Here is a 24,824-nt window from a genome sequence, read left to right as displayed (position 1 = left end):
CCTGGCGTCTGGCGCGCTCATGGCTTGGGTTGTTTGGCGGGCCTCGCCCAGTTGGCAATGCTCACCTGCTTGCCCCGCGCCACACTCAGCGCCCCCGGCGCCGTGCTCTTGGTAATCGTGCTGCCACCACCCACCGTGCCGCCCGCACCAATGGTCACGGGCGCCACCAGCACGCAGTTGCTGCCCACATGCACATCGGCCTCGATCACCGTGCGATGCTTGTTGGCGCCGTCGTAGTTGGCGGTGATGCTGCCTGCGCCGTAGTTCACGCGTTCGCCCACCGTGGCGTCCCCTAGGTAGGCCAGGTGGTTGGCCTTGGCACCATCAGCCAGGGTGGAATTCTTCACTTCCACAAAGTTGCCGATGTGCACCTCGCGGCCCAGTTGGGCGCCGGGGCGCAGGCGGGCAAACGGGCCGATCAGCGCGCCCTCGCCCACGGTGGCGCCCAGCTTTTCGCCGTCGATGTGGGTGTAGGGGTGGATCACCGCGCCTGCTGCGATGCGTGCGTTGGCAATGCAGCAGTTCGCGCCAATGCTCACGCCCTCGCCCAGCTCCACACGGCCGGTGAAGACGCAGTTCACATCAATCTCCACATCCTGCCCGCAGACCAGCTCGCCACGCACGCCGGTGCGGGTGTCGTCGCGCACATCGAACCGGGCCGGGTCGGCCAGGCGCACGCCCTGCTCCATCAGCGCCCGCGCCTGGCGCAGTTGGTGCGCACGCTCCAGCTCGGCCAGTTGCAGCGGGCTGTTGACGCCTGCCACCTGCAGAGCGTCGGTGATGCGGTGGGCCACCACGGGCACACCGTCGGCCACGGCCATGGCGACGATGTCGGTGAGGTAGTACTCGCCCTGCGCGTTGTTGTTGGTCAGCCGCGCCAGCCAGGGCGTGAGCAACCGCGCGGGCACGGCCATGATGCCGCTGTAGATCTCGGTGATGGCGCGCTGGGCGTCGCTCGCGTCCTTGTGTTCGACGATGCCTTGCACGGCATCCGATGTATTGCGCACGATGCGGCCATAGCCCGTGGGATCGGGCAGGGTCACCGTGAGCAGCGCCAGCCGCTCGCCACCGCTGGCAGCCACCAGGGCGCGCAGGGTGTCGGCCTGGGTCAGGGGCACATCGCCCGAGAGCACCACCACCGTGCCGTCTTCGCGCAGGTGCGGCACGGCCTGCAACACGGCATGGCCCGTGCCCAGCTGGGGTTCCTGGCGCACGAATTTGAGGTCAAAAGAGGCGCCATCGCCTGCTGCACCTGCGGTAGCCGCTTCTACTTCTGTAGCGCCATGGCCGGTGATGACGATGGCGCTGCGCGCCTGCAGGTGCGCGGCCTGGTCCAGCACATGGTGCAGCAGGGGGCGGCCGGCCAGGCGCTGCAGGACCTTGGGCAGGCGGCTTTTCATGCGCGTGCCCTTGCCGGCCGCCAGGATGAGGATGTCGAGTGGGGTCATGGGGTGTGGGTGTTCTGGGCGCGGCCGGACGCCCCCTGCAATGCCAAGGGGCTGCCGGCACGTCGGCCTGGAGTGCGTGGCCGCAGTTTCAGGCCGTGGCGGTCTGCGGGGCCACAGGCAGGGCCAACAGCTGGCAGACTTCCTGCGCAAATCGGCTGGCCATTTGCTGTGCCCGCAACGCGGTGCGGCACTCGACCAGCACCCTGACGACAGGCTCAGTGCCCGAGGCGCGCAGCAGCATCCGCCCATCGTCGCCCAGCGCCTGTTCTGCGCGCAGCTGGAAATGCGGTATCCACGCTCCATCGCCCATCCCGGCGCCCGGGGTGACAGGCACATTGACCAGGCACTGGGCGTTCATGCGCAGGTCGCCACACAGCTGGGCCAGGCTGCGTTGCGAGCGCTGCATCGCGGCCACAACGCGCAGGGCGGACATCACGCCGTCCCCTGTGCTGTGCCAGTCCAGCCCAATCAGGTGCCCGGAGCCCTCGCCCCCCAGGCGCCAGCCGCGCTGCTTGAGCAGCTCCAGCACATGGCGGTCACCCACTGCAGAGCGTGCAAAACCGATCCCACGGCGCTGCAGCGCCAGCTCCAGCCCCTGGTTGCTCATCACCGTGCCCACCACGCCACCCTGCAGACCATCGTTGGTCTGGGCATCGACGGCCAGCACGTACAGCAACTCGTCGCCCGCGAAGATGCGGCCGTCGCTGTCCACCATCACCAGCCGGTCTCCATCACCATCCAGCGCCACCCCGACGTCCGCCTGGTGGGCCAGCACGGCTGCGCTCAGGTGCTGCGGCGACGTGGCGCCGACCTTGTCGTTGATGTTCTGCCCATCGGGCGAGGCGCCCACCGCAATAACCTCTGCGCCCAGCTGCCGGAACACTTCCGGCGCGATGCGGTGGCAGGCCCCATGGGCGGCGTCAACCACGATCTTCATGCCCCGCAGGTGCACGCCCGCAGGTACGGCCTTGCGGCAAAACTCGATGTACAGGCTGGACGCCTCTGGCAGCTGCGATACGCGCCCCAACTGGGAGGAGGGCAGGCACACCATGGGCTGGTCCATGGTGCGTTCAATGTCGGCTTCCATGCCGTCGGGCAGCTTGTCGCCCGTGGCCGAGAAGAACTTCACCCCGTTGTCTTCACAAGGGTTGTGCGATGCACTCACCACCACCCCGGCCTGGTAGCCGCGCAGGCGCGTCAGGTAGGCCACGCCCGGGGTGGGCAGCTCGCCGCACATCACGGTGTCCACGCCCGCCGCCGAGAAACCCGCCTGTAGCGCCGCCTCGAACATCGGCGCCGACCCCCGCGTATCGGTGCCCACGGCGACCACGGGCCGGGGATTGGGGCCGGTGTGCGTGCGGTGCAGCAGCTGGCCGCAGGCATGCGCCAAGCGCATGATGGTCTGGGGCGTCATGGGCTCCATGCCGACCGGGGCGCGCACCCCGTCGGTTCCAAACATCTTTTGCGTCTTCATGGGGGGTCCTTGGTATGGAAGATTCGCCATCTCCATCTGTTTCGCCGGAGACCAGGGCGAGGGCGAAACATAATTTCTGGCGGCAGGGGTGGTCTGTGCGCTGGCGAACACCTCCCGCATGTGTTCGCCAGCGCACAGACCGTGTGGTGCGATGGCGCTGAACATGTCAGCCCATGCCACGGATCTCCCATTGAACCCACACTCCCCACCGCGATCGCGACGCAGCCTGTGGCGCCCCCGGCAATGCCTGCAACGGCTTGTCCGCAGCGCCATCACCTGGGCTGCGATTGGGGCATCGTTCGGCGCCCCTGCCGCAACGCTCGACTTGGCAGGGTATTCCGATGCCTCGGGCGCGATCACGGTGCAGCACGGCGGGGATACGGTGGACCCGTACTTCGCGCTGCAGGCCCTGCTGCTGGCGCACAGCCACGGGCTGGATATTTCTGTACCTGCCAAAGCGTGGGGTGCATGGCTGTTGCCACGGCAAAAGCCCGACGCCACGTTCGACCGCTTTTGCCGCAACGGCCCGGTGTGGGCCGCCTGCAAGACGGCCGACGCCGACGATTCCCAGCTCGGCCTGTGGCTGGCTTTCATGGACACCCTGCCCGCCGCGCAGCGCAGCCAGGCCGCATGGGTGCGCAGCCGCACGGCCACCAGCGCAGCGCTGGCCAAGTTGGTCGATCCGGGCAAGGGCATCTACCTGGTCTCCCCGGTGTACCAGCATGGCCTGTTGATGGACAACCTGGAGCTGTGGGAATACGCCTTTACCCACAGGGCTGCAGAAAGCGCTCGCCATCCCAGCTTCACCAAAACACTGGCGTCCGTGTTCTGGGACGGGCAGCGCAAGCGCTTTCTGGTCTCAACCCAGCCAGGCCAGCGTGACACCACCCATGCCTTCTACCCCGATGCGGTGGCGCAGATCTTTCCCTTGCTGGTGCGCTTTCCGCTCATTCCGGGGGGGGCGCGTGCCCATTACCGCCGCTGGATGGAGGAGCACCGCACCGAGTGGCTCGCCCAGGTGAAGGGCGACTTTGCGTGGGGCCTGGTCGCCATCGTGGCGCTGCAGCAAAACGATATTCCCTCCGCACGTTGCTGGCTGCAGTCCGCGCTGCCGCACCGGCACAGCGCCCATTGGACGGTGACGGACGAAGTCGCTGCACAAATCTTGCAAGCGCGCGCCATCACACCGGCCCCGGAGACCACCGCCTGCACCGTTCCCAGCAACTCCTCCCACCCCGCATCATGAACGCTCTTCCATCCCGCGCTTCCACCGGCGCCCGCGCCCTTGTTTTGGCCCTCGGGTGCATGGCGGCCTGCCTGCCAGTGGCCCACGCGCAAGGCACCGCTGCGGCGGACCTTCCCGCGCCCGTTCGGGGTCTTGAGGCCTATGCCAGCAGCCACCACCTCAGCAACGGTTATGGCAACTGGCATGAGACCGGCGTGCGCGGCCAGTACGGGATGGGCAGCCATCTCTGGGCCGCAGAAGTCGCCACCATGCGGCGTTTTGGCGAGTCTGGCCGGTTCATCGGGTTGTCCGACACCTGGACCCTGAACGAAGACTGGTTCACTGCGGTGTCTGTGGGCGCAGGCGACGGGGCCGCTTACCTGCCGCGCTATCGGGTGGACGGCTTCGTCAACCGCAAATTGCTGGCGTCTCGCCAATGGGTTGCCACACTGGGCGCGGGCTACTACCGTGCGCCCGATGGCCACATCGACCGCAACATCAGCCTGGGCTCCACCTACTACTTCGAGTCGCCCTGGGTGGTGCAGGCAGAGGTGCGCTTCAACAACAGCTCCCCCGGGCAGGTACGTACGCACCAGCAGTTTGTGGCCGCGACCTGGGGCCGCGCAAAACAGACCCAGGTGATCGCGCGCCATGGCTGGGGCGCCGAGGGCTACCAAGCCATTGGGGGCGGTGCGTCCCTGGTCAACTTTGACAGTCGGCAATCTCAGCTCACACTGCGCCAGTGGGTCGGCCCTCAATGGGGGTTTACGGCGGGCATGGAGCGCTACAGCAATCCTTTCTACGATCGCAACGGCGCCAGGCTGTCGCTGTTTTGGGAACTGCCGTAGCGTTGTGCTTGCGCGGCGCTTCGACAGCCCAGCGTGCGTGGCTTCAAGTGTGTGGGAGCCGACGCTGTAGCGAGCCCGACATCACCTGTTCATAGATTCGCTTGTCCTGGAGAAAACAGCCGCAGCTTTGTGCCAGCAACGCCGGGCTGTCCAGCACCAGGATGTGCCCGCGCGCGTACTGGATCACACCACGCTCTTGCAGCTGGCCCGCTGCAACGGTCACGCCCGCACGGCGAACGCCTAGAAGCTTGGCCAACCCGGCATGTGTCATCTCGATATCCGGGCTGCGCAACTGGGTGGTGCTTGCCAGCAGCAACCGGGCCAGTCGCTGAGCGAGCGAGTGACAGTGCACACAAGCCACCATGGTTCCCATCTGCGACAGCTGGACATATTGGTAGCGGGCGGCGATCACCCGCAGCGACCGGCTGGCAAGGCACTGGCCGCGCCAGATATTCAGTCGGATCCGCCAGGCCTGGCCTGCCCCCGACACCACGGCGTCGAAGGCGGACGCCGACACTCCTGACCCTGTACCGGCGCCCAGCATCCCCTCAAATCCGAGCTGGCTGGCCCCGCAATTGCGCGCGCCATTCAGGTTCGACAGGAGCGAGACCATGCTGTTCGTCGGGAAGTACACATGGCTGAGCCGCTCGCCAGCCCGCCCTAGCATTTGCTGGCGGTCCAGTTCGACCCACTCGGCTCGCGACAGAAGGCGTGACCGCTCTGCGGGCCGTAGCAGGGCCAGCAGGCGGTTGGCGAGGGATTGGTCGATATGCGGCTTTTTTGGAAGTCCGGGATGGACTGCAGTCCATTCTGGTGGCTCCCTCCCTCCCTATCTGTCTGTTAGCGTACTGGGGGCGCGTGGGCCTTCAGGCCGACAGGTTGCCAGCCAGCACGGACTTTGTGCGCTGGTAGAAGCCCAGTTCATTGATCGTCACCAGTCTGCGGTTGGCTGCAAACAGCTTGTCGATCGTCGCCAGTTGCGCGCTGGCCAGCCCAGTTTGCCCGCGCAGGGCAGCGACATAACCCAGAATGGCCCAGGGAAACGGGTCGTGGCTTCCCGTTTCCCAACCGGGTGTGTGTGTGTTGAAGTAGTTCCAACCGGCCGTGAATTGCCCAGCCAGTTCTCTCAGCCCAAAGGCCTGCGGGTAGACTTGGCAAGTGGTCCCGGGGTAGAAGTCTGCGGTCAGTGCGGGCGTTGCGTCACTCGACAAGAATGCTTGCGTGGGTGCCTTGAAGAGAAAGCGCGATACGCCCTCTGCAGTGTTGGACGCCAGCAAGTCGTAGTAGTTGGCTTCGTGCAGCTCGCTGCGCGACCGCAACAAGGCCGCGAAATCGCGCAGACCCCGATAGCCCTCGCAGTTGTCCATGAGGTATCCGCTGGAATTGCTCTGGTTGCGCGGCGACTGAAAGACCGATGTCAAACCCGAAGGCTTGGCGGTCAGCGCCAGATTGCGATAGGCCATGTTTTTCAGGGCAGCCTTGTTCGACTCCCACCAGGCCCAGTTGCCGCTGGTCACCACATAGCGTGTGGCCAGCGATAAAAACGTGGCGGCATAGGAATCGTCCGAATCGGATGCCACTTTTTTGAACACTGAGGTGTTGGCACGCCCATACGGCAATTCAATGTCTGCAATGGTGCTGGTGGCGGCGTTGACATTCGCCAGGTACAGGTTGAGGTACGGCAGCACGTGGGACTGCAGATCGGCGGCGCCCAGCATGGGGACGATGGCAACCAGCCCCAGGTTGGCAAAGTACCAGTTGAGGCCCCCATTGGGTGCCAGCTCATAGCCGCCGGCATAGGGTCCTGATGGAATGCGCAGCGCCTTGATCTCGGCCACTGCATCGATGGGGGTTGAATCGATTGCCGCCCGGGCTGAGGTGCCCAGGAGCCAACCTGCGGCCAGTGCCGCTGGCACCTTGGTGATCAATGAACGACGCTGCATGTGCCCAATCTCCGAATGAAGACCCGAACACCGCTTTCATCATCTGGAGAGCAACAGCGCAGAAAAAAATGGCGCACTGCCAGGAAGGCCGCCGCCCCCGGGGAAAAGGACAGCGACCTGATTTTGCGAAGATTGCCCGCATTTATTCGGCGCCGTACGTAGGCGTACCGATCCGCTCACACGGCGATTTTGGGCGTATGGAAGGCGTCGAGTTTGCAGGGCGCCCGGCTGCCTCTCAATGGGTGGCGGACAGAGGGGCCGTGCTTGCAGCCCATGCGTAAAGGGCCACAAAAACCATCATGTCGAACAGGGCTCCAAAGCACAGGTACAAAACCGGCATGAAGACCACCGACAGGTGCTGCAGGATCAGCAGGTGCACCAGCGCCTGCTGCGGCACCATGACCCCAAAAAACATGAGGATGAGCAGCGTGTGCACGACTTTGGCCTGCCAGCTGATCTGCAGCGGGTAGTAGCCCAGCGCCATCAGCACCGGTATCGACAACATCAGCAGATAGCCTGCATCCAGCAGGTCCACCGCATGGCTCAGCAGCTGGTGGGGGAACGGCATGGGCGCGAACCAGAAATACAGCAGGGCCAGCGCTTGCACCACACACAGCACGCGCACCAAGTATTGGGCGGGCAACCAGCGCCCGCGCAGGCGCAGCGACAGCCCCCATGCCGCAACGACCACCACCGCAGCGAGCGCCGCGCCGGTGGTGGTGGTCAAGCCCAGGTCGCTGGCGCCGGGCGACCAGCTCAAGCCCAGCAGATCCTGGCGGGAAAGCACGTCGGCGGGCACGAGCGGCAACTGAAGCCATTGCGCCCAGGTCAGCAGATAGCTGCGCCAGAAGCCGTACAAAGGCTCCCGCAAGCCGTAAAGTAGCGCCAGCCATGCCAGGGGCAACCCCACCATCTGCAGCAAAAGCCACGGACTCATGCGAACGCGGCCCAGCGCCCGGTGGGTCAGCTGGTGTGTGTGTGTTTGCTGAGCACGTGCCAAAAGATCCCTGGCAGCGGCAAAGGCGGTCTCACGGTCTTGCCGGCTGTGGGCAATGGGGGATGGATGTGGCACAGAGAGCCCTCAGGTTCCGGATCAATGAAAGGACGCTGTGGGGGTGGCAGCTCCGGCTGTCCATACAACCCCGAGACGGCGTGCCCATACCGTTCCATGGGCACGGGCCCCGGCTTCGGCCATGATGGTCTCGGCGCTGACCGTGGTGAGCGCCTGCGGCGTACCCACCTGAACGCCCGCTCCCAGCAAGATGCCTGACTCCGAGACCAGCGGCCCCGTGACATGGGCGTGGTCCAGAATCTGGATCTGTTTTTCACTGCACAGCGCCCCCTGAACCCGGGCCCCGGCCCCCATGACGATGCCGTCCCGCGCTTTGACATCGCCCAGAATTTCCGTGCCCGCACCAATCAGCAGGCGCCCGGTGACCACCAGCGATCCGTGGTAGCGGTGCATGCGCGGCAGCTTGCAATTGCCCCGGATCAGCGTGACATGGTCGCTCTGTCGCACCGCGCCTTCCAGCCGCTCAAAACTTGCATCGACCAGTGCGTGAGACTCGCGTTCCGGCTCCACGGTGGCATCGTCGCCGAAGGAAATACTGGGTGCCTGAATTCGCTCAAAACAGCAGTCCGCCTCCAGCTCCACGGAGGTGGCCGACGACAGGCGTCGCAGCCCGGAGCAACCCCGCATCAGATGCAGTGATGCATCTGCGTGCGCCCATTGCCCCACCTCGCACCCCGCGCCCAGCCAGATGCGCCCTTGGGCCAGCAGGCCCACAAAACGGCTGTTGGCCTGGGCTTCAAAGTCGCCATGAATGAAGACGGGGGCCGAGCACACGATGGCGCCCTGGGGCTTGATCGACCCCAGGCACACCAGCGGGCGGCGCATGGCGGCCCAGTTCATGCCCTCCAGCGCAACGGGTGCGAAATCAAAATCAATGGTGGTAGGGCTGGACAACGGACTAGGCAACTGCGTCTGGTGCGCCTGCACCAGCGCCCGGAACCGGTCGGAAAAATGTTCGATGTCGGTTGTGTATTGCGGCAACACCTGCAACGCTGCGGTATCTGTGGGGTGCCTCCACTCGCGCCAGGTGGGGCCAAAGGCAATCACTGCCAAGGCCACGCTGAGCAAAAGGAAAGCCAGGTAGAACAAGGTGGTGTTCATTGTTCGACGCTCGGCTGGCGGTAGCGCACCGTCTTGTCCCACACCATGTCGCGGCGCAAGAGCTTGTCCATCAACTGCCCCCACACGGAGGACGAAATGGCGAACAGGCTGATGATGAAACCCAACAGGCTCAAAGGCAGCAAGCGCAGGCGCCGGCGTTTACCGTCGAGCAGCACCGCCACCGCGATCTCGAAGAACGCCGCAAAATTGCCCAGCGTGCCGTAGGCCATCAGTGCGAACACCGAAATCAAACCGGTCAGCATGTCGCCAGCGTTGAAGAAATACAAGCCGATGGCCAGCAGCCAGCCCACCAGCAGCAGCGGCGGCAACGCAAAGACGAACAGCAGCAACAAGCCATCCAGCCGCTCGGGCCAGCTCAGATACGGGCTGAACGCAAACCGCAGGCCGTAGCGCACCATCACCTGGTTGTGCCCCTTGGCCCAACGCTTGATCTGCTTGATGCGAACCGGCCAGTCCTGCGGCACCTCTTCGTAACACTCGGAGCGGTTGGTGTAGACGGTTTTCCAGCCGTTCAGCAGAAGGCGGTAGGTGATGTCCGTGTCTTCGGCCAGCGTGTCGTCATGCCATCCGCCGACGGCCGCCACGGCAGAGCAGCGCACCCCGCCCACGGTGCCGCCGTACTGGGGTACCAGGCGCAGGTTCATGCGGGCCTGCTGGTCTACCTGGTAGCCGCCGCTGCGTTCCAGATCGAGCATGCGCGTGAGCAGGTTCACCCCGGTGTTGACCGGCACCACACGTCCCATCACTGCGCCCACCTCGGGGTCAAAAAACGGTGCCACCAGCTGCTTGAGCAAGCCTCGGCCCGGCACATAGTCGGCATCAAAGATGATCACGATGTCGCCCTGCGCATGTTGCAGGGCATCCTTGAGCGCTGCGGCCTTGCCGGGCTTGCCCTTGGTGCGGTGAAACGGCACGATGCGCCCCGGATAGCGGCTTACCCAGTCGTCGATGATCTCGCGGGTGCGGTCGGTGGAACGGTCATTGACCGGCACCACCTTGAGCCTTTCCAGCGGATAGTTGGTGTTGAGCAGGGCCTGCAGGCATCCGGCAATCACCTTTTCCTCGTTGTGGGCGGCGATGAAGACCGTGACCAGCGGCCAGTCTGCCTGGTCAATGTCGAGGTAGGGATGGCGCTGGTGCCCAAGCAGGCGGTTGAGCGTGAGCAAGCCATGGCGTGCCGCATAGACCATCATGACGACGATGATCAGGGCCAGCACCACGGCCATTGCCGACAGAATGGTGTGCGCCACAGGCCCTGGCACCCAGGATTGCGCCAGCGGGTCTGTCGAGCGTGCAGGCAGCGGCAGCAAGGCCGCCCACGCAGCCGCACTGCCGCCCATGGCGGCTGCCGCCGCTACGCAGGTCCGCCACGGCAAGCCCCGGGCGGCGGTGAGCTGCGCAGCCACACGGTGCCTCATGCCCCTCCGATTCGAATCCATGGTTCGCCCTTTTGCTTCAACGGTTGCAGGCCCTGTATGAGGCATGCCGTGAGGGGTCCGAAGGACGCTGTACGCCAATCCACAAAGGGGTGTGCGTGGAATGTAAGTAACGTGTCCAAACGGGTCTGTTCGTTGCCGCACAGAGGTTCGGCGGGTTGGTGCCGGACGCGGTGGGTCGATCGAATCGCCCCTGCTTGCGGGGGGCGCGTGCATCCCTCAATCAGCCGCGCAAAGCCGGTCGGCAATGTGGCGTGCCGCGTTGCCATCGCCAAAGGGGCTCAGCTCCAGCTGCATGGCGCGGTAGACCGCACCATCGCGCAGCAGCTCGGAAGCTGCGGTAACCATGCGCGTGATGTCGGTGCCCACCAGCACGGCACCACCGGCCTCAACCAGCTCCTGGCGCTCGGTACTGTCGCGTGCAATGAGCACCGGCCGCGCCAGTGCTGAGGCTTCTTCCTGGATGCCGCCCGAATCCGTCAGCGTGAAATAGCAGCGCTCCAGCAGGGTGATCAAGGCCGGGTAGTCCACGGGGGCCGTCAGGCAGACGCGCGCGCGCATGGCATTGGGCAGTGCTGCAATCACAGGCTGCACCGCCTCGCTGACCGCCGGGTTGGGGTGCAGCGGCCAGACCACGACCAGGTCGGGATGGGCGGCCAGAAGCTGCCCGATGGCCATTGCGATGTTGCGGATGGGCTCGCCCCAGTTCTCGCGCCGGTGTGCCGTCACCAGCAGCAGCCGCTGGCTGGCATGCTCGCCCAGGAAGGCCTCAACACCTGCGGGCAGGGTTGACGGTACTGACGTTGTGGAAGGCTCGAGCTGTTGCTGCGTCCAGCGTGCTGCATCGATGACCGTGTTGCCCACCACCGAGATGCGCGCGTCTGCAATACCCTCGCGCAGCAGGTTGTCCCGTGTCCTTGCGGTGGGCGCGAAATGCCAATGGGCCAGCCGGGCAATCAGCTCGCGGTTCTTTTCTTCAGGGAACGGCTCGCGTGTTCCGGTCCGCAGGCCCGCTTCGATGTGCGCGACCGGCTTGTCGTTGTAGTAGCCGCTCAATGCCCCCACCAGTGCTGACGTGGTGTCACCCTGCACCAGGACCACGTCCGGCTGGGATTCGGAGACCGCACGATCCACCCCTTCGAGCAGCAGCGCCGTGAGGTCGCCCAGCCGATTGCTGCGCCGTTCGGGGGGAAGGCGCACATCCGGGCCCATGCCAAAGAATCGGTACAACACCTCGGCCACCGCTTCGTGTTGGCCGGTGTGGAGCACCACCACGCGATGACCGCGCTGCTGAAGCTCGCGGTGCAAGGGGGCCATCTTGATGATTTCCGGGCGGGTGCCCAGACAGGCGAGATAGGTGGTCATCAATTCTTTCAGTGTTGAAATGGGCGTTTTCGGGGGAGGGCAGGGAGCGCGCAGACGGCGGTCCGGTCGCAAGCTGGGCGCGCACCGCGAAGCCTCCGGATCGCGCGGATGGTGCGTTGCGGTGGTGAGGCACGTCTGTTGTCCACCGCACATAGCCAGTGAGAGCCAGTGAGGGCGCCGGAGGTGTGGGAGCGCTGGCCCCAAGGGTGTTGTGGAGCCGCGCAGCAAGAACGTGGCTGCGGTGGCGCGGGCCTGCAAGCTTGTCGAAGCCCTGCGCAGCTTCGACGCTTCAACACGGTCAGGGCTTCAGCCTCAGCCTGACCTGTTTTGAGCTTTTTAGGGGGGGTGTCAGCAGCCCAGCATCCGCGCCACGTCGTTCATTCCCGTGGCATGCAAGTCGTTGCCCGGCTCGGGTGTCCCATCTTTGGGCCGGGCCTGCCCCAGTTCGTGAGGCCGCTCGACATACACAGTGCGCAGGCCACATGCGCGGGCAGCGGCCAAGTCGTCGTGGTGCGTGGCTACCAGCGCCACCTGTTCGGGCTGCAGGTCAAACACGCGCGCTACGCCCAGGTAGGTCTCCGGGCTGGGTTTGTAGGCCTTGAACACCTCGGCGCTCAGCACGCAGTCCCACGGTAGCCTGGCACGCTTGGCCATGTTGGTGAGCAGGCCGATGTTGCCGTTGGATAGCGTGGTGATGGTGAAGCGTGTCTTGAGCCGCGTGAGGCCTTCCACGCTGTCGGGCCAGGCATCGAGCCGGTGCCACACATGGTTGAGGTGGCGGCGTTCGGCGTCAGACAGTTGCGCCAGGCCAAAGCGCGGCAGGATCTCGTCGAGGATGCTTCGGTGCAGGTCGTCGACCAGTGTCCAGCCCTGCTCACCCCGCATCACGCGGGCCATTGCCGGTTGGTAGCCGGCGCGCCACGCCAGCGCAAGCGCGTCTCCATCTACCGCAGGGTACAGCGCCTGCATCTCGCGCACGATGCTGCCGTGCCAGTCCACCACGGTGCCAAAGATGTCGAACGCCAGCACCTTTACGGTGCTGGCGATGTGGTCTGCTGTGCTTGGAGTGGTCGTCATTCGCAGTCCTTGAAAAAGGAGGAAGGGCGTGGTCAGGGCGTCAGCGTAGCAGCCATTGCTGGAATGGCTTTGAACCTGGGTTACATATTTCCCCGCTTCAGCAAGGAGGTGCTTTGCATGCTATGGTTACAAAAATCGGGTTTACCCCCGTAACTGCGTTTCTTTCTCTCCTTCTCCCTGTCTCGTCTACCTCCTGCGCCCTGCCGTCGCTTGCCGGTGCAGCGTCTCCTCTGTTGTTGCCATGACCGCGCCCCTTTCTCCCACGTCCATCGCCGCCACCCCCACCGACGACCGCACCCTGGTGCGTGCCGTGCTGGCCCTGGGGGTCGGCGGCTTTTCCATCGGCACGGGTGAATTCGTCATCATGGGCCTGCTGCCTGAGGTGGCGCGCGACATTGGTGTGAGCATTCCGCAGGCCGGGCATGTCATCAGCGCCTATGCGCTGGGCGTGGTGGTGGGCGCGCCGGTGCTGGCAGTGCTGTGTGCCCACTGGGGACGGCGCGCGCTGCTGATGGCGCTGATGGCGGTGTATGCGTTGGGCAATTTCGCATCGGCGCTGGCTCCGGGCTATGGGGCGCTGAGCGCCATGCGCCTGTTCACCGGTCTGCCACACGGCACCTACTTTGGCGTGGCCGCGCTGGTGGCTGCCGCCCTGGCGCCACCGGGTCGCCGCGCACGCGCGGTGGGGTGGGTCATGCTGGGCCTTACTACCGCCACGCTGGTGGGCGTGCCCATTGCTGCCGCGCTGGGCGAGGCGTTTGGCTGGCGAGCTGCGTTTGTGTTTGTGGGGTTGATCGCGGTGGCCGCCGTGGTCATGGTGCGCCTTTGGGTGCCAGCCATGCCCGCGTCGCACGGCGCCAGCCCGCTGCGCGAGCTGGGCGCGCTGGCGCGCAAGCAGGTGTGGTTCACGCTGGGCATTGGCGCCATTGGTTTTGGTGGCATGTTTGCAGTGTTCAGCTACATCAAGCCTACCTTGATCGAGGTGGCCGGCATGCCGCCCGCGCTCATGCCCTTTGTGCTGTCGCTGTTTGGCCTGGGTATGGTGGTGGGCAACATCGTGGGCTCGCGCATGGCCGACAAGGCGCTGATGCCTGCTGTGGGCAAGGTGCTGGTGTGGTCCATCCTCGTGCTGGCGCTGTTTGTCCCCGCCGCACACCATCCTGCCAGCGCCGCGCTGGCCACGTTCTGTTTGGGAACCTTGGTGGCCATCGGCCCTGCGCTGCAGATCCGCCTTATGGACGTGGCGGGCGACGCGCAGACCCTGGCCGCCGCGCTCAACCACTCGGCCTTCAACGCCGCCAATGCGCTGGGCGCGTGGCTGGGCGGCGTGGGCATTGCGGCAGGCTTGGGCTGGACGTCTACCGGGTGGGTGGGCGTGTTGCTGGGTCTTGGCGGCGTGGGCATGTTTGCGTGGGCGCTGGTTAGCGAGCGAAACACCAGGCGCGTCGCCGCCTGAAGACCACGGGCCACTGACCTGTGTCGTGTAGCGGCGGTGCGACACTGCCGCAATCCACGGGGAAATGACCGCGTTGTGCCTTAAAGTGGCAGCGGGCGGGCCTTTCTGCCAGCCACGTCGCTCGGACGGTTCCGGGCGCTTACGTGAAAGTCACCACAGCATGTCTGCTTCTCAAGGCAAGCGCCGCTTTGCGCGCATCGATCGCCTCCCTCCCTATGTCTTCAACATCACGGCTGAGCTGAAACTCGCTGCCCGCCGCCGTGGGGAAGACATCATCGACATGAGCATGGGCAACCCCGACGGGGCCACGCCGCCGCACATCGTCGCCAAGCTCACCGAAGTGGCCCAGCGGCCCGACACCCACGGCTACAGCGCCAGCAAAGGCATCCCGCGCCTGCGCCGCGCCATCAGCCACTGGTACAAAGACCGCTACGCGGTGGACATCAACCCCGACACCGAGGCCATCGTCACCATCGGCTCCAAGGAAGGCCTGGCCCACCTGATGCTGGCCACGCTGGATCGGGGCGACACCGTGCTGGTGCCCGACCCGAGCTACCCCATCCACATCTACGGCGCGGTGATTGCCGGTGCCGACATCCGCAGCGTGCCCGTGGCGCCCGACGTGGACTTTTTTGCCGAGCTGGAGAAGGCCATTCGCGGCAGCTACCCCAAGCCCAAGATGATGATCTTCGGCTTCCCCAGCAACCCCACGGCGCAGTGTGTGGAGCTGAGCTTCTTCGAACGCGTGATCGCCCTGGCCAAGAAGCACGACATCCTGGTGGTGCACGACCTGGCCTACGCCGACATCGTGTACGACGGCTACCGCGCCCCCAGCATCATGGAGGTGCCCGGCGCCAAGGACGTGGCGGTGGAGTTCTTCACCCTGAGCAAAAGCTACAACATGGCCGGCTGGCGCGTGGGCTTCATGGTGGGCAACCCCGACCTCGTGGCTGCGCTCGCCCGCATCAAGAGCTACCACGACTACGGCACCTTCACCCCCCTGCAGGTCGCAGCCATTGCTGCGCTGGAGGGCGACCAGCAGTGCGTGAAAGACATCGCCGCCCAGTACCAGCGCCGCCGTGACGTGCTCTACAAGGGCCTCACCGAAGCCGGCTGGGCCGTGGACTGCCCCAAGGCCAGCATGTACATCTGGGCCCGCATCCCCGAGCCGTATCGCGCGCTGGGCTCGCTGGAATTTGCGAGGCAACTGCTGGACAAGGCCAAGGTGTGTGTGTCGCCGGGCATTGGCTTTGGCGACCAAGGGGACGAATACGTGCGCTTTGCGCTGATTGAAAACGAGGCGCGGATCCGGCAGGCGGTGCGGGGGATTCGGGGGATGTTTAAGGCCGATGGTTTACTGAAGGTGCCTGCGGCCGCTGCGGCTTGAGGCCTGCCGAAAACACCTGCAGTGATGACTGCGGGCACCTGCGGGACGGCTTGCAGCTGAACTGGTGGGTGCGCACGGGCCCATCAGCGTATAGGTATTGCTGGCGAATGCCTATACGATCCCTCTCCTGTTGCTTAACAAAACGCGGAGGGGAGTCCATGAAGGAACGTATGAAGAATTGGCTCGTGGCGCTTGTGATGCTGTGCGCCGCAGCGGCGTCCCATGCGCAGTCCACGACCTACGTTGCCACCGCGACGGGCAACTACACCGCACTCATCAATTTCACGCTCTGTGTGGCGGGCCCCTGCCAGAACTTCAATACCGGCATAGGTGCATCCGGCTCGTTCACGACGTCCGCCCCGCTGGCGGCCAATCTGTCTGCCGCGAACGTGGCGCCTCTGGTCACGGCCTTCAGCTTCTCGGATGGAATCCACACCTATTCCAGCGGAGACCCTGCTGCCCGCATCTTCCTTTTCAACGTATCCACCAACGCCTCCGGCGCCATCACCATCACGGACATCCGGATCCAGCGCTGGCTGACCGGAACCTCTCCCCATGTACCGGGAGACCGGCATTCCTGGATCTTCTTTCAGGCAACAGGGGAGGTCGATCACAACGCGCAGTGCCTCACCGTCGGCGCCTCGCCCGCGGGTGTGCTGGATTCGTGCGTTCTCGTCCTGGGTGCTGACACCAGCCGGTCGCTGGCATTTGGGTCCACCCGGGCTTGGGCCGTGGCGCCCTCTGCCGTCACCGCTGTTCCCACCCTGGCCGAATGGGGCCTGGTCCTGATGGGCGTGTTGATGGGGGTTGCCGCTTTGGCGCCCCTGAACCGTCGTTTCCGGGCGAGCGCTGGCACTGTGGCCTCTTGACGGGGCGCGGCCTAGAGTCGCCGGGCGCACCGTTGCAATGCTTTGGCAGTGCCGCGTGCGCCGCCTTGGTCAGGCCTCGCCGGTGGGCACGCAGGCCCGCCAGCCTTACATCGCCCAGATGCGGGGCGCTTCTCCGTTCAACCCCCACATCACCTCCCGCCAGGCCACCCGCACCGCCTTGAGCAGCTTCATCGCAGGCTCCACCTGCGGCGCCAGCACGCGCACCACCACCATGCGGTCGTTGGGGCTGGTGGCGCCGGCGGTGGCTTTGACCTGGGGGTGCTGATCCATCACTGCACGGGCCGCGTCCAGGGCCGCGTCGCGGCGCGTGCGGTCGAGCGGCGTGCCTGCGGCAAAGAACATGCTGGCCATGCAGCGGTGGCCTGCTAAACCCAAGGGGCTGCTCAGCAGCCGGTCGTCTGCGGCGTCGATCACGCCCCGCTCCAGCCACAGGCCTGGCACTTCCAGGTGCTGGGTGAAGCGGCCTTGCTCAAACGACTGGCCCGCGTGCGGCAGGCCCAGTGCGGTCACGTCCCAGGCAATGCATTCGGCGCCGGGGGCGAGGTTCAGCGTGAGGTGGTTTTCGGCGTGGCAGGCGCTGTAGCACAGGGCTTCCAGCGGCAGCCATTCCAGGCGCGCGCCTTCGGCCAGGGTGAGGTGGCTACGCTGCAGGGCCAACGGGCCGGTGGACCGGTAGAAGCGCGTGGCGCCGGGGGTGGTGACCAGGCCGTGAGCGCCGGGGCCGACGGTGGTGGTGATGTCCAGCGTGTCGCCGCCCACCAGGCCGCCGGGTGGATGCACCAGCACGTTGTGGCAGATGGCGTCGCCCTCGGGGTACAGGCTTTGCAGTATGCGCAGCGGGCCGTTGTGCTCGTAGCGGGCTACGGTGCGGGCGTTGTTGTTTTGTGCCGTGTAGTCGAGCTGCAGGCGGGCGTGCCAGGACATGGAGGAGTCTTTGCTATCAAATAAGTAGCTTATTGCGCAATGCAGATAAGCGCTAGGGGCCTTTTGGGCAGAATAATAGCTGACGGTAGGTGGGTGCTTGGTTTGTTTTCGGAGACGGGCCGGTGGCAGGGCTGCACCGCATCGTCTGCTCCCCCCTTTGGCAGGCCCTCCCTCGCGACAACGGCGCGAGGGGCGATTTTTGTGAGCTGTTCTAAAACTCCAGGTTGTCAATCAGCCTCGTGCTGCCCAGCCGCGCAGCCCCCAGTGCAACCAGCGAGCCCGCTGCATCGGCCGCTGTGGCGGGCAACAGGTCGGCGCGGCGGCGCACGGTGAGGTAGTCCGGTGCCCAGCCCCGCGCGCGCAGGGCGTCCAAGGCCCGGGGCTCCACCGCGCTGCGGTCGTTGGGCGCAGCGTTCAGCCATTGCTGTGCCAGTTGCTTCAATGCCTGCGACAGGGCTACGGCTTCTTGCCGCTCTTCCAGGCTGAGGTAGCCGTTGCGTGAACTCAATGCCAGGCCATCGGCCGCGCGGCAGGTCTCGCCCGCTACCACCTCAATCGGCAGCGCAAACTGCTGCACCATGTGGCGGATCACCATGAGCTGCTGGTAGTCCTTCTTGCCGAACACGGCGGTGCCGCCCGTCTGGCCGAGCACGCAGGCAAAGAGCTTCATGACCACTGTGCTCACGCCCACAAAAAAGCCGGGGCGGAAATGGCCTTCCAGCATGTCGGCCAGCAGCGGATCGGGGTGCACCTTGAAGGTCTGGGGCTGTGGGTACAGATCAGCCTCGCGCGGGGCAAACAGCACATCGCAGCCCGCAGCTTGCAGTTGTGCGCAATCGGCCTCCCAGGTGCGGGGGTAGCTGTCAAAGTCCTCGTGTGGCAAAAACTGCAGGCGATTCACAAAGATGCTGGCCACCGTCACGTCGCCCAGGGGCTTGGCCTGGCGCACCAGGGCGATGTGCCCGTCGTGCAGGTTGCCCATGGTGGGCACAAAGGTGGGGTGGCGATAGGAGGCCAGGGCCTGGCGCAGGTCTGCAATGGAGCGGGCAATCAGCATGGGGTGGGAGAGGTCGAAAAGAAATGAAGAAATGCGGTGAAGGCTCACCAGGCGTGCAAGGCGTTGTCCGGGAACTGCCCCTGCTTCACAGCCTGCACATAGGCCTCCATGGCGCCGCGTACGCTGCCTGCGTCCTGCATGAAGTTGTGGACGAACTTCGGCATCTTCCCGAGGTTCATGCCCAGCATGTCGTGCAACACCAGCACCTGGCCGGCCGTGCCGTTGCCCGCGCCGATGCCGATGGTGTGGCAGTGCAGCAGCTCGGCAGTGAGGTTGGCGGCCAGCGCGGCGGGCACCATCTCCAGCACCAGCATGGTGGCGCCTGCGTCTTGCAGCTCATGTGCCTCCTTGCGCAGGGTGCGGGCGTCATTGTCGGTCTTGCCCTGAACACGGTAGCCGCCCAGGGCATGCACCGTCTGCGGTGTGAGGCCCAGGTGGGCGCACACCGGCACGCCGCGCCGCACTAAAAACTCCACCGTGGGCGCCGTCCAGCCCCCGCCTTCGAGCTTGACCATGTGCGCTCCCGCTTGCATCAATACGCAGGCGCTGCGCAGCGCCTGCTCTCGGCTCTCGGCATAGGTGCCGTAGGGCAGGTCGGCCACGAGCCAAGCCGTGCCCTGCACCCGGTGCAGGCCACGCGCTACGCTGGCCGTGTGGTAGGCCATGGTGTCCAGCGTCACGCCCACCGTGCTGGGCAGGCCCTGGCACACCATGCCCAGCGAATCCCCCACCAGAATGCATTCCACCCCCGCCGCATCGGCCACGGCCGCAAACGTGGCGTCGTAGGCGGTGAGCATGGTGATCTTCTCGCCCGCTGCGCGCATCTGCGCCAGGCGCGGCAGGCTGACCGGGCGGCGTTGGGGCAAGGGGGATGCGGGCGGCAGAGTGCCGTAGGGCGTGGCGGGGGGGGCTGCAGGGCTGGTCATGGGGCGCTCCGGTCGGGGGCTGTGAAATTGCGGCCGAGTCTAGGCGAGATGGGCGCGGCGCTTGCCACACCCCATACTTGAGAAAGTGCTATTTATTTGATAGCTAATTGCGCTTTATTTGCGATACTCAGAAGGCTATTTGGCTTGGGTTGGGGCTGCACGGCGTACGCCCCCAGGGCGGGTGTCAACGCTCGGGCAGTGCGCGCCAACGACGCCATAGGGGCGACAAGGCGGCCACCAGCAGGGCCGTGCTGACGGCCACGGCGGGCGCGCCCGTCAGTAGCTCCGGCCACGAACCGTCGGGCAGCTCCAGCGCGCGGGCGGCTTCGTCCCACACGCTGGCCGACCCCGCCAGGGACAGCGCCAGGCCCAGGCCCAGCAGCGTGGAGCCCCCCCAGGGGCGGCGCAGCAGCGCAATGCGCACCTAGGCCAGCGCCAGCAGCGTGGCCGGCACCAGCGGCAGCATGATGTTGTTGGCCAGGCCCGCCACGCCCAGAAGCATCAGTGCAGGGGCGGCCAGCGTGAGCGCGCCACACAGGGCAGCAATCTGCCGCAGCGACAGCAGCCGCGCGGCGATCAGCGCCAGCGCCGCGAAGAAGCCCGCGCTGGCGGCGGCCAGCACACTGCTGCGCTGGCGCTCCTGCGCCCTTTGCGACGGCGTGGCGCCTTCCAGGTGGTGGGCGACGAGGCCGGGCTGTGCCATGCCGTAGCGGGGGTGTGCCCATTGCACCAGGCGGGGCGGCGGACTGAGGTGCTGTTGCAGCGCGCTGTGCAGGTTGTCGCGCCATTGGCTGGGCGAACGCGCGAGGTCGCTGGCAAAGCAGGCACGGGGGTCGCGAGAAACGGCGACATCGCAATCCCGCCCATCCCGGGGAGACTGGGCAGCCCGGGCGTCCCGTGCGCGGTCCTGCGGCTGCGCGGTGCCTGCATGCTGCGCCTTGGAGTTGCGCCACTCTTGGGCCAGGGGCGATTGCAGGGCGGCCTGGTAGGCGCTGACGAGCTGCTGCGCCTGGTCCTGCGCCGACGCCCCCGGCCGCACGGGTGCGTATCCCCATCGGCCCAGCGCCGCGCCGTAGTGCGCCAGTTGCTGCGCAATGGCATCGGTGTCGGCCTGGGCCAGCCAATGCAGGGATTGCAGCGCGTTGGTTGCGCAGCCGGGGTCGTATTCCCTGTACCTCTGGTTCTCGTTGCATTTGTCGTTGTCATGGATCTCGGCGGCGGCTGTGGACGGCTCAGCAGCCTGCATGGCCTGTGCGGCCTGTGTCCACTCGACCAGCCGCGCCGCGTTGTCCGGCGCCAGCAGCAGCTCCCAGCGGCGCACATGCCAAGCCGCCTGCTGCTGGGCGGCGGTGTCCTGGCCCTGCCACAGGCGCTGGATGCGATCGCGGTAGGCCGTGTCCAGCAGCAGCGTGGGGGCCAGCAGCAGGGCGAAAAACAGTGCGCCCCACAGGTATTCGCACCACAGGCCCAGGCGCGGCGCGGGTGCGATCTCGCGCCAGCGGTTGTGGATGCGCACGCGCCACAGCCACCACAGCGCCAGGCCAAAGGCGATGATCCAGGCGATGATGCCGCCCACCTGCCGCGTGGTGTCCTCGGGCCGGTTCCACGTGGCGACCACTGTGCCTTCGGGGCTGCCCATCCAGCGCGCGGGTTCGGCCGTCCAGCCAATCCACCCGCCTAACATCAGCAGGCACCACAGCAGCGCCAGCGGCAGATACCAGTGCAGGCGCAACTGCCACAGCAGCGGGCTGTGCATCAAAAACCATTGATCCCAGGCAGTGGTCAGGCGGCGCATGGTGTGTCAATCTTTCACGAAAAGGCGGCGGGTGGAGCCGGTGATGTCGCGCAAATAGCCCAGCGGCAGCCCCGCATCCACGGCGGCGCGCAGGAAGTCGGCGGCGCTGGTGTCGCCCTGAAAGCTCACGATGTGTGTGTGCCCGTTGACCTGGTGCGTGTGCGGGGGCAACTGGCCCAGCCAGGCGCTCAGGGCGGGCTCCGACCAGCTTGTCTCGAACTCGATCGCGCAACCCACCATCTGCGCAAAGCGTTCCTGCACGCTGCGCGGCTGGCCGTGCTCCAGGAACAGCACGGCATCGGCCACTTTCTCCACCTCATACAGTTGCTGAGAGCTGAGCACCAGTGCCATCGGGCGCCAGGGCGAGCGCGCCAGCGATTGCAGATCAGACAGCAAGGTCTGCTGGGCGTTGATGTCCAGGTTGGCCAGCGGTTCATCAAGCAACAGCACGCATGGCTGGGTGAGCAGCGCGCGGGCGAGTTCAAAGCGCATCTTGTAGCCCGAGGAGAGCTGCTTCCACTGGTGGCCGCGAAAGGGCCGCAGCGACAGCCGGGCAATCACCAGCTCCACCAGGCAGCGGTTGGCCTCGCCCACCACGCCGTGGCTGCGCGCGGCGAACTGCAGGTGGTCCATGAGCTGCCCGCCCCAGGGGTGTGGGCGCTGCGGGATGTAAGCCAGCTGTGATCGCAAGGCATAGGGGTCGCGGGCAGTGGCGCCCCAGTCGAGCTGGCCGGCGTCTGGCGCCAGGTCGGCCGCGAGCAGGCGCAGCAGGGTGGTCTTGCCATTGCCGTTCTCGCCCACCAGGCCCAGGATGTGGCCTGGCGCCACCTGCACGTCCACCGGGCCCAGGGTGAAAGCCCCCTTGCGAAAGCGCTTGACCAGCCCCGAGCCCTGCACCCGCCGGGCCTGCCTGCCTGCTGCTGTGAGCGTTGCGCTGTGGGTGTGGTGGTGGGCGCCGCGGACGGCGGCGAGAGCGGTGTGCAGCAGCGCGGCGCGTTGTGCTGCCGGGGCCTGGGCTGGTAGTGCATCCCAGGCATCCAGGCTGGCCAGCACCTGCTGCTGCACGGACGGAGGTACGGGCAGGGCTGCGTCCAGCAGCGTGCGCCAGGCGCCGTGCCATTGGCCTGCGCCCAGTGCGTGCTCGGCCGCCAGCGCCCATGGCGGCGCGTGCGCAGGGGCGGGCTGCGCCGAAGCCGTGGCATTGTTTTCCATGTGGACTCCCTCTGTGGATAGGCCCGTCTGTGCGGGCTGCGGGTGCCGGCGTGCGGGCCGCACCCGGCACGTCGGTGGCGGGGCTTTATAGCATTTGCCCCGGTGGGGGGAGCGATGCCGCTATGCTTGGCGCCCCATGAACAAACGCCGCGACAACCCGATGACTCCTGAAGCCCTGGCGACACTGGCGCGCGAGGATGTGCACCGCGCCCTGCAAGAAGACGTGGGCAGCGGTGACCTGACCGCCGGCCTGATCGACCCCACCCGCCGCGCCCGTGCCCGCATCCTGGCGCGCGAATCCGCCGTGATCTGCGGCGCCCCCTGGGCCGAAGCCGCGCTGCGCGCACTCGATCCTACGGTGCAGATCACCTGGCATGTGGCCGAAGGCCAGCGCTGCGCGCCCGACCAAGTGGTGCTGGAGCTGGAAGGCAATGCCCGCGCACTACTGTCGGCCGAGCGCACTGCGCTCAACTTTCTGCAGCTGCTGTCGGCCGTGGCCACCAAGACCCGCACCTATGTGGATGTGGTGGCGGGCACCCGCGCCCACATCGTGGACACGCGCAAGACATTGCCGGGCCTGCGGCTGGCGCAAAAGTACGCCGTGCGCGTGGGCGGCGGCACCAATCACCGCATCGGTCTGCACGACGCAGTGCTCATCAAGGAAAACCACATCGCCGCCGCCGGTGGCGTGACGGCTGTGCTCAAAGCCGCCCAGGCTGTGGCAGCTCAAGCAAAGTTCATCGAGATTGAAGTGGAAACCCTGGAGCAACTGACCGAGGCGCTCGATGCCGGTGCCGAGATGGTGCTGCTCGACAACATGCCGCTGCCCACGCTGCGCGAGGCGGTGCGCATCAACGCGGGCCGTGCAATTTTGGAAATATCGGGTGGCGTCACGCTCGAAGGCTTGCGCGAACTGGCCGAGACGGGGGTGGATCGCATCTCCATCGGCACGCTGACCAAAGACGTCAAGGCGACGGACTTTTCCATGCGCCTGCAGGAGCTGTCATGACCACCGCTGTAATGAACCGCATCGACGTGGAGTACGAGCAGCCGCTCGATACCGAGGAAGGCTCCGTCTGCTCCACCAAACACGCCTGGGCGCGCGTGCCACCCGAACCCACGCAGGCCGAACGCCTCGCGCTCAAGGACAAAATCCGCCGCCTGCTGAAAGAGAAAAATGCGGTGATGGTGTCGCACTACTACGTGCACCCCGACCTGCAGGATCTGGCCGAGGAAACTGGCGGCCTGGTGAGCGACTCGCTGGAGATGGCCCGCTTTGGCCGCGACCATGCCGCGCAGACCCTGGTGGTGAGCGGCGTACGCTTCATGGGTGAGACGGCCAAGATTTTGAGCCCCGAAAAGACGGTGCTCATGCCCGACCTGGATGCGACCTGCTCGCTCGATCTGGGCTGTCCTGTGGAGGAATTCAGCGCGTTCTGCGACGCCCACCCCGACCGCACCGTGGTGGTCTACGCCAACACCAGCGCGGCCGTGAAGGCGCGGGCCGATTGGCTGGTCACATCCAGCTGCGCGCTCGACATCGTCGGCGCCTTGAAGGCAGCACGGCAAAAGATCCTGTGGGCGCCCGATCGCCACCTGGGCGCCTACATCCAGCGCGAAACCGGGGCCGACATGGTGTTCTGGAACGGCGCCTGCATCGTGCACGACGAGTTCAAAGCCTTCGAGCTGGAGGCGCTCAAAAAAGAACACCCCCACGCCAAGGTGCTGGTCCATCCTGAAAGCCCTGCAGACGTGATCGCCCTGGCCGATGCCGTGGGCTCCACCAGCGCCATCCTCAAGGCCGCACGCGAGATGGATGCCACCGAATTCATCGTAGCCACCGACAACGGCATGATGCACAAGCTGCGCACGCTGAACCCCAGCAAGGTGTTCATTGAGGCCCCCACCGCCGGCAACAGCGCCACCTGCAAGAGTTGCGCACACTGCCCCTGGATGGCGATGAACGGCCTGGCCGATGTGGCGCGGGTGCTGGAGACCGGCGCCAACGCGATCCATGTGGACCCGGCGCTGATCCCGCGCGCGCGCCAGCCGATTGACCGCATGTTGGCCTTCACGTCCGCGCTGAGGAACGGGCAGCCCACGGCGGGCCTGGTCCCTGGCATCGGGGCCGCCTGAGGCATCACGCAGGTATTGAATCGTGGCGCAC

22 protein-coding genes are annotated in these 24,824 nt (G+C 66.2%); 7 read left to right on the top strand and 15 right to left on the bottom strand.

What is annotated here, in order from left to right; genetic code table 11:
- Window positions 1-17 precede the first annotated feature (17 nt).
- Both glmU and glmM read right to left on the bottom strand, forming a co-directional pair.
- Window positions 18-1,448: a bifunctional UDP-N-acetylglucosamine diphosphorylase/glucosamine-1-phosphate N-acetyltransferase GlmU gene (gene glmU / locus ACQ4MJ_RS15455; RefSeq protein WP_431152050.1), complete on the bottom strand. Its 1,431-nt coding sequence runs from the start codon at window positions 1,446-1,448 to the stop codon at window positions 18-20.
- Window positions 1,449-1,536: 88 nt separating this feature from the next.
- Window positions 1,537-2,922 (bottom strand): phosphoglucosamine mutase, encoded by a 1,386-nt coding sequence (glmM, locus tag ACQ4MJ_RS15450; protein WP_431152051.1) that lies wholly within the window; start codon window positions 2,920-2,922, stop codon window positions 1,537-1,539.
- 190 nt (window positions 2,923-3,112) lie between these two features.
- On the opposite strand from glmM, the gene ACQ4MJ_RS15445 reads away from it, so the two are divergent.
- Together ACQ4MJ_RS15445 and ACQ4MJ_RS15440 are read left to right on the top strand one after the other, a co-directional pair.
- Complete coding sequence (locus tag ACQ4MJ_RS15445; protein WP_431152052.1) at window positions 3,113-4,168, top strand: hypothetical protein; 1,056 nt, start codon at window positions 3,113-3,115, stop codon at window positions 4,166-4,168.
- A complete protein-coding gene (locus ACQ4MJ_RS15440) occupies window positions 4,165-4,995 on the top strand; it encodes a YaiO family outer membrane beta-barrel protein (protein ID WP_431152053.1) in 831 nt (276 codons plus the stop codon). The genes ACQ4MJ_RS15445 and ACQ4MJ_RS15440 overlap by 4 nt, the downstream gene beginning before the upstream one ends.
- 43 nt (window positions 4,996-5,038) lie before the next feature.
- Here the strand turns inward: ACQ4MJ_RS15440 and ACQ4MJ_RS15435 are convergent, their stop codons facing one another.
- From ACQ4MJ_RS15435 to ACQ4MJ_RS15405, 7 genes are all read right to left on the bottom strand, one after another.
- Entirely contained in the window at window positions 5,039-5,608 is a 570-nt protein-coding gene (locus ACQ4MJ_RS15435) for a helix-turn-helix domain-containing protein (protein WP_431152054.1), read from the bottom strand.
- 253 nt (window positions 5,609-5,861) lie between these two features.
- Window positions 5,862-6,938 carry a hypothetical protein gene (locus tag ACQ4MJ_RS15430; protein WP_431152055.1) on the bottom strand — a complete coding sequence of 359 codons (1,077 nt, stop codon included), beginning with the start codon at window positions 6,936-6,938 and terminating at the stop codon, window positions 5,862-5,864.
- Between the two features lie 235 nt (window positions 6,939-7,173).
- A complete protein-coding gene (locus tag ACQ4MJ_RS15425; protein WP_431152056.1) occupies window positions 7,174-7,875 on the bottom strand; it encodes a hypothetical protein in 702 nt (233 codons plus the stop codon).
- Between the two features lie 156 nt (window positions 7,876-8,031).
- Window positions 8,032-9,111 (bottom strand): polymer-forming cytoskeletal protein, encoded by a 1,080-nt coding sequence (locus ACQ4MJ_RS15420; RefSeq protein WP_431152057.1) that lies wholly within the window; start codon window positions 9,109-9,111, stop codon window positions 8,032-8,034.
- Window positions 9,108-10,550, bottom strand: a complete 1,443-nt coding sequence (locus ACQ4MJ_RS15415) for a glycosyltransferase (RefSeq protein ID WP_431152058.1) — start codon at window positions 10,548-10,550, stop codon at window positions 9,108-9,110. The genes ACQ4MJ_RS15420 and ACQ4MJ_RS15415 overlap by 4 nt, the downstream gene beginning before the upstream one ends.
- Window positions 10,551-10,787: 237 nt before the next feature.
- Entirely contained in the window at window positions 10,788-11,933 is a 1,146-nt protein-coding gene (wecB, locus tag ACQ4MJ_RS15410) for a non-hydrolyzing UDP-N-acetylglucosamine 2-epimerase (RefSeq protein WP_431152059.1), read from the bottom strand.
- A gap of 348 nt (window positions 11,934-12,281) precedes the next feature.
- On the bottom strand, window positions 12,282-13,010 hold the full coding sequence (locus ACQ4MJ_RS15405; protein ID WP_431152060.1) for a haloacid dehalogenase type II: 729 nt from the start codon (window positions 13,008-13,010) through the stop codon (window positions 12,282-12,284).
- A gap of 241 nt (window positions 13,011-13,251) precedes the next feature.
- Here ACQ4MJ_RS15405 and ACQ4MJ_RS15400 point away from each other — a divergent pair, with 241 nt between their 5' ends.
- The 3 genes from ACQ4MJ_RS15400 to ACQ4MJ_RS15390 all read left to right on the top strand — a co-directional run bounded on the left by ACQ4MJ_RS15400 (window position 13,252) and on the right by ACQ4MJ_RS15390 (window position 16,722).
- The gene (locus tag ACQ4MJ_RS15400) at window positions 13,252-14,466 is read left to right on the top strand and encodes an MFS transporter (RefSeq protein WP_431152062.1); all 1,215 of its coding nucleotides are present in this window, start codon (window positions 13,252-13,254) and stop codon (window positions 14,464-14,466) included.
- Window positions 14,467-14,626: 160 nt separating this feature from the next.
- Window positions 14,627-15,853: an alanine transaminase gene (gene alaC / locus ACQ4MJ_RS15395; RefSeq protein ID WP_431152063.1), complete on the top strand. Its 1,227-nt coding sequence runs from the start codon at window positions 14,627-14,629 to the stop codon at window positions 15,851-15,853.
- A 170-nt stretch (window positions 15,854-16,023) separates the two neighbouring features.
- Window positions 16,024-16,722: an IPTL-CTERM sorting domain-containing protein gene (locus ACQ4MJ_RS15390; protein ID WP_431152064.1), complete on the top strand. Its 699-nt coding sequence runs from the start codon at window positions 16,024-16,026 to the stop codon at window positions 16,720-16,722.
- Window positions 16,723-16,827: 105 nt separating this feature from the next.
- On the opposite strand, the gene ACQ4MJ_RS15385 is transcribed toward ACQ4MJ_RS15390, so the two are convergent.
- The 6 genes from ACQ4MJ_RS15385 to ACQ4MJ_RS15360 all read right to left on the bottom strand — a co-directional run bounded on the left by ACQ4MJ_RS15385 (window position 16,828) and on the right by ACQ4MJ_RS15360 (window position 22,657).
- A complete protein-coding gene (locus ACQ4MJ_RS15385) occupies window positions 16,828-17,667 on the bottom strand; it encodes an urease accessory protein UreD (RefSeq protein WP_431152066.1) in 840 nt (279 codons plus the stop codon).
- A 211-nt stretch (window positions 17,668-17,878) separates the two neighbouring features.
- Window positions 17,879-18,724: a pantoate--beta-alanine ligase gene (panC, locus tag ACQ4MJ_RS15380; protein WP_431152067.1), complete on the bottom strand. Its 846-nt coding sequence runs from the start codon at window positions 18,722-18,724 to the stop codon at window positions 17,879-17,881.
- Window positions 18,725-18,768: 44 nt separating this feature from the next.
- The gene (gene panB / locus ACQ4MJ_RS15375) at window positions 18,769-19,650 is read right to left on the bottom strand and encodes a 3-methyl-2-oxobutanoate hydroxymethyltransferase (RefSeq protein ID WP_431152068.1); all 882 of its coding nucleotides are present in this window, start codon (window positions 19,648-19,650) and stop codon (window positions 18,769-18,771) included.
- A gap of 184 nt (window positions 19,651-19,834) precedes the next feature.
- Window positions 19,835-20,074: a hypothetical protein gene (locus ACQ4MJ_RS15370; RefSeq protein ID WP_431152069.1), complete on the bottom strand. Its 240-nt coding sequence runs from the start codon at window positions 20,072-20,074 to the stop codon at window positions 19,835-19,837.
- Window positions 20,075-21,445 carry a hypothetical protein gene (locus ACQ4MJ_RS15365; RefSeq protein ID WP_431152070.1) on the bottom strand — a complete coding sequence of 457 codons (1,371 nt, stop codon included), beginning with the start codon at window positions 21,443-21,445 and terminating at the stop codon, window positions 20,075-20,077. It lies immediately after the preceding gene.
- A gap of 6 nt (window positions 21,446-21,451) precedes the next feature.
- Window positions 21,452-22,657 carry an ATP-binding cassette domain-containing protein gene (locus ACQ4MJ_RS15360; protein ID WP_431152071.1) on the bottom strand — a complete coding sequence of 402 codons (1,206 nt, stop codon included), beginning with the start codon at window positions 22,655-22,657 and terminating at the stop codon, window positions 21,452-21,454.
- Between the two features lie 136 nt (window positions 22,658-22,793).
- Between ACQ4MJ_RS15360 and nadC the strand changes: the two genes are divergently transcribed.
- Together nadC and nadA are read left to right on the top strand one after the other, a co-directional pair.
- The gene (gene nadC / locus ACQ4MJ_RS15355) at window positions 22,794-23,666 is read left to right on the top strand and encodes a carboxylating nicotinate-nucleotide diphosphorylase (protein ID WP_431152072.1); all 873 of its coding nucleotides are present in this window, start codon (window positions 22,794-22,796) and stop codon (window positions 23,664-23,666) included.
- Window positions 23,663-24,793: a quinolinate synthase NadA gene (nadA, locus tag ACQ4MJ_RS15350; RefSeq protein ID WP_431152074.1), complete on the top strand. Its 1,131-nt coding sequence runs from the start codon at window positions 23,663-23,665 to the stop codon at window positions 24,791-24,793. Before nadC ends, nadA begins: the two co-directional genes overlap by 4 nt.
- Window positions 24,794-24,824: the final 31 nt, after the last annotated feature.

Source organism: Acidovorax facilis (assembly GCF_050626955.1).
Classification (GTDB): Bacteria; Pseudomonadota; Gammaproteobacteria; order Burkholderiales; family Burkholderiaceae_C; genus Acidovorax; species Acidovorax facilis.
Note: the sequence above shows the minus strand (reverse complement) of the source record. Positions and strands in the feature narration are given on the sequence as shown.

What these genes read in the sequence shown, in the direction of transcription:
- ACQ4MJ_RS15360 (WP_431152071.1), bottom strand. Translation starts at nt 22,657, where the DNA reads ATGGAAAACAATGCCACGGCTTCGGCGCAGCCCGCCCCTGCGCACGCG.
- nadA (WP_431152074.1), top strand. Translation starts at nt 23,663, where the DNA reads ATGACCACCGCTGTAATGAACCGCATCGACGTGGAGTACGAGCAGCCG.
- alaC (WP_431152063.1), top strand. Translation starts at nt 14,627, where the DNA reads ATGTCTGCTTCTCAAGGCAAGCGCCGCTTTGCGCGCATCGATCGCCTC.
- ACQ4MJ_RS15365 (WP_431152070.1), bottom strand. Translation starts at nt 21,445, where the DNA reads ATGCGCCGCCTGACCACTGCCTGGGATCAATGGTTTTTGATGCACAGC.
- panC (WP_431152067.1), bottom strand. Translation starts at nt 18,724, where the DNA reads ATGCTGATTGCCCGCTCCATTGCAGACCTGCGCCAGGCCCTGGCCTCC.
- ACQ4MJ_RS15425 (WP_431152056.1), bottom strand. Translation starts at nt 7,875, where the DNA reads ATGAGTCCGTGGCTTTTGCTGCAGATGGTGGGGTTGCCCCTGGCATGG.
- ACQ4MJ_RS15390 (WP_431152064.1), top strand. Translation starts at nt 16,024, where the DNA reads ATGAAGAATTGGCTCGTGGCGCTTGTGATGCTGTGCGCCGCAGCGGCG.
- glmM (WP_431152051.1), bottom strand. Translation starts at nt 2,922, where the DNA reads ATGAAGACGCAAAAGATGTTTGGAACCGACGGGGTGCGCGCCCCGGTC.
- wecB (WP_431152059.1), bottom strand. Translation starts at nt 11,933, where the DNA reads ATGACCACCTATCTCGCCTGTCTGGGCACCCGCCCGGAAATCATCAAG.
- ACQ4MJ_RS15435 (WP_431152054.1), bottom strand. Translation starts at nt 5,608, where the DNA reads ATGGTCTCGCTCCTGTCGAACCTGAATGGCGCGCGCAATTGCGGGGCC.
- ACQ4MJ_RS15415 (WP_431152058.1), bottom strand. Translation starts at nt 10,550, where the DNA reads ATGAGGCACCGTGTGGCTGCGCAGCTCACCGCCGCCCGGGGCTTGCCG.
- nadC (WP_431152072.1), top strand. Translation starts at nt 22,794, where the DNA reads ATGAACAAACGCCGCGACAACCCGATGACTCCTGAAGCCCTGGCGACA.
- ACQ4MJ_RS15440 (WP_431152053.1), top strand. Translation starts at nt 4,165, where the DNA reads ATGAACGCTCTTCCATCCCGCGCTTCCACCGGCGCCCGCGCCCTTGTT.
- panB (WP_431152068.1), bottom strand. Translation starts at nt 19,650, where the DNA reads ATGACCAGCCCTGCAGCCCCCCCCGCCACGCCCTACGGCACTCTGCCG.
- ACQ4MJ_RS15420 (WP_431152057.1), bottom strand. Translation starts at nt 9,111, where the DNA reads ATGAACACCACCTTGTTCTACCTGGCTTTCCTTTTGCTCAGCGTGGCC.
- ACQ4MJ_RS15400 (WP_431152062.1), top strand. Translation starts at nt 13,252, where the DNA reads ATGACCGCGCCCCTTTCTCCCACGTCCATCGCCGCCACCCCCACCGAC.
- ACQ4MJ_RS15430 (WP_431152055.1), bottom strand. Translation starts at nt 6,938, where the DNA reads ATGCAGCGTCGTTCATTGATCACCAAGGTGCCAGCGGCACTGGCCGCA.
- ACQ4MJ_RS15405 (WP_431152060.1), bottom strand. Translation starts at nt 13,010, where the DNA reads ATGACGACCACTCCAAGCACAGCAGACCACATCGCCAGCACCGTAAAG.
- glmU (WP_431152050.1), bottom strand. Translation starts at nt 1,448, where the DNA reads ATGACCCCACTCGACATCCTCATCCTGGCGGCCGGCAAGGGCACGCGC.
- ACQ4MJ_RS15385 (WP_431152066.1), bottom strand. Translation starts at nt 17,667, where the DNA reads ATGTCCTGGCACGCCCGCCTGCAGCTCGACTACACGGCACAAAACAAC.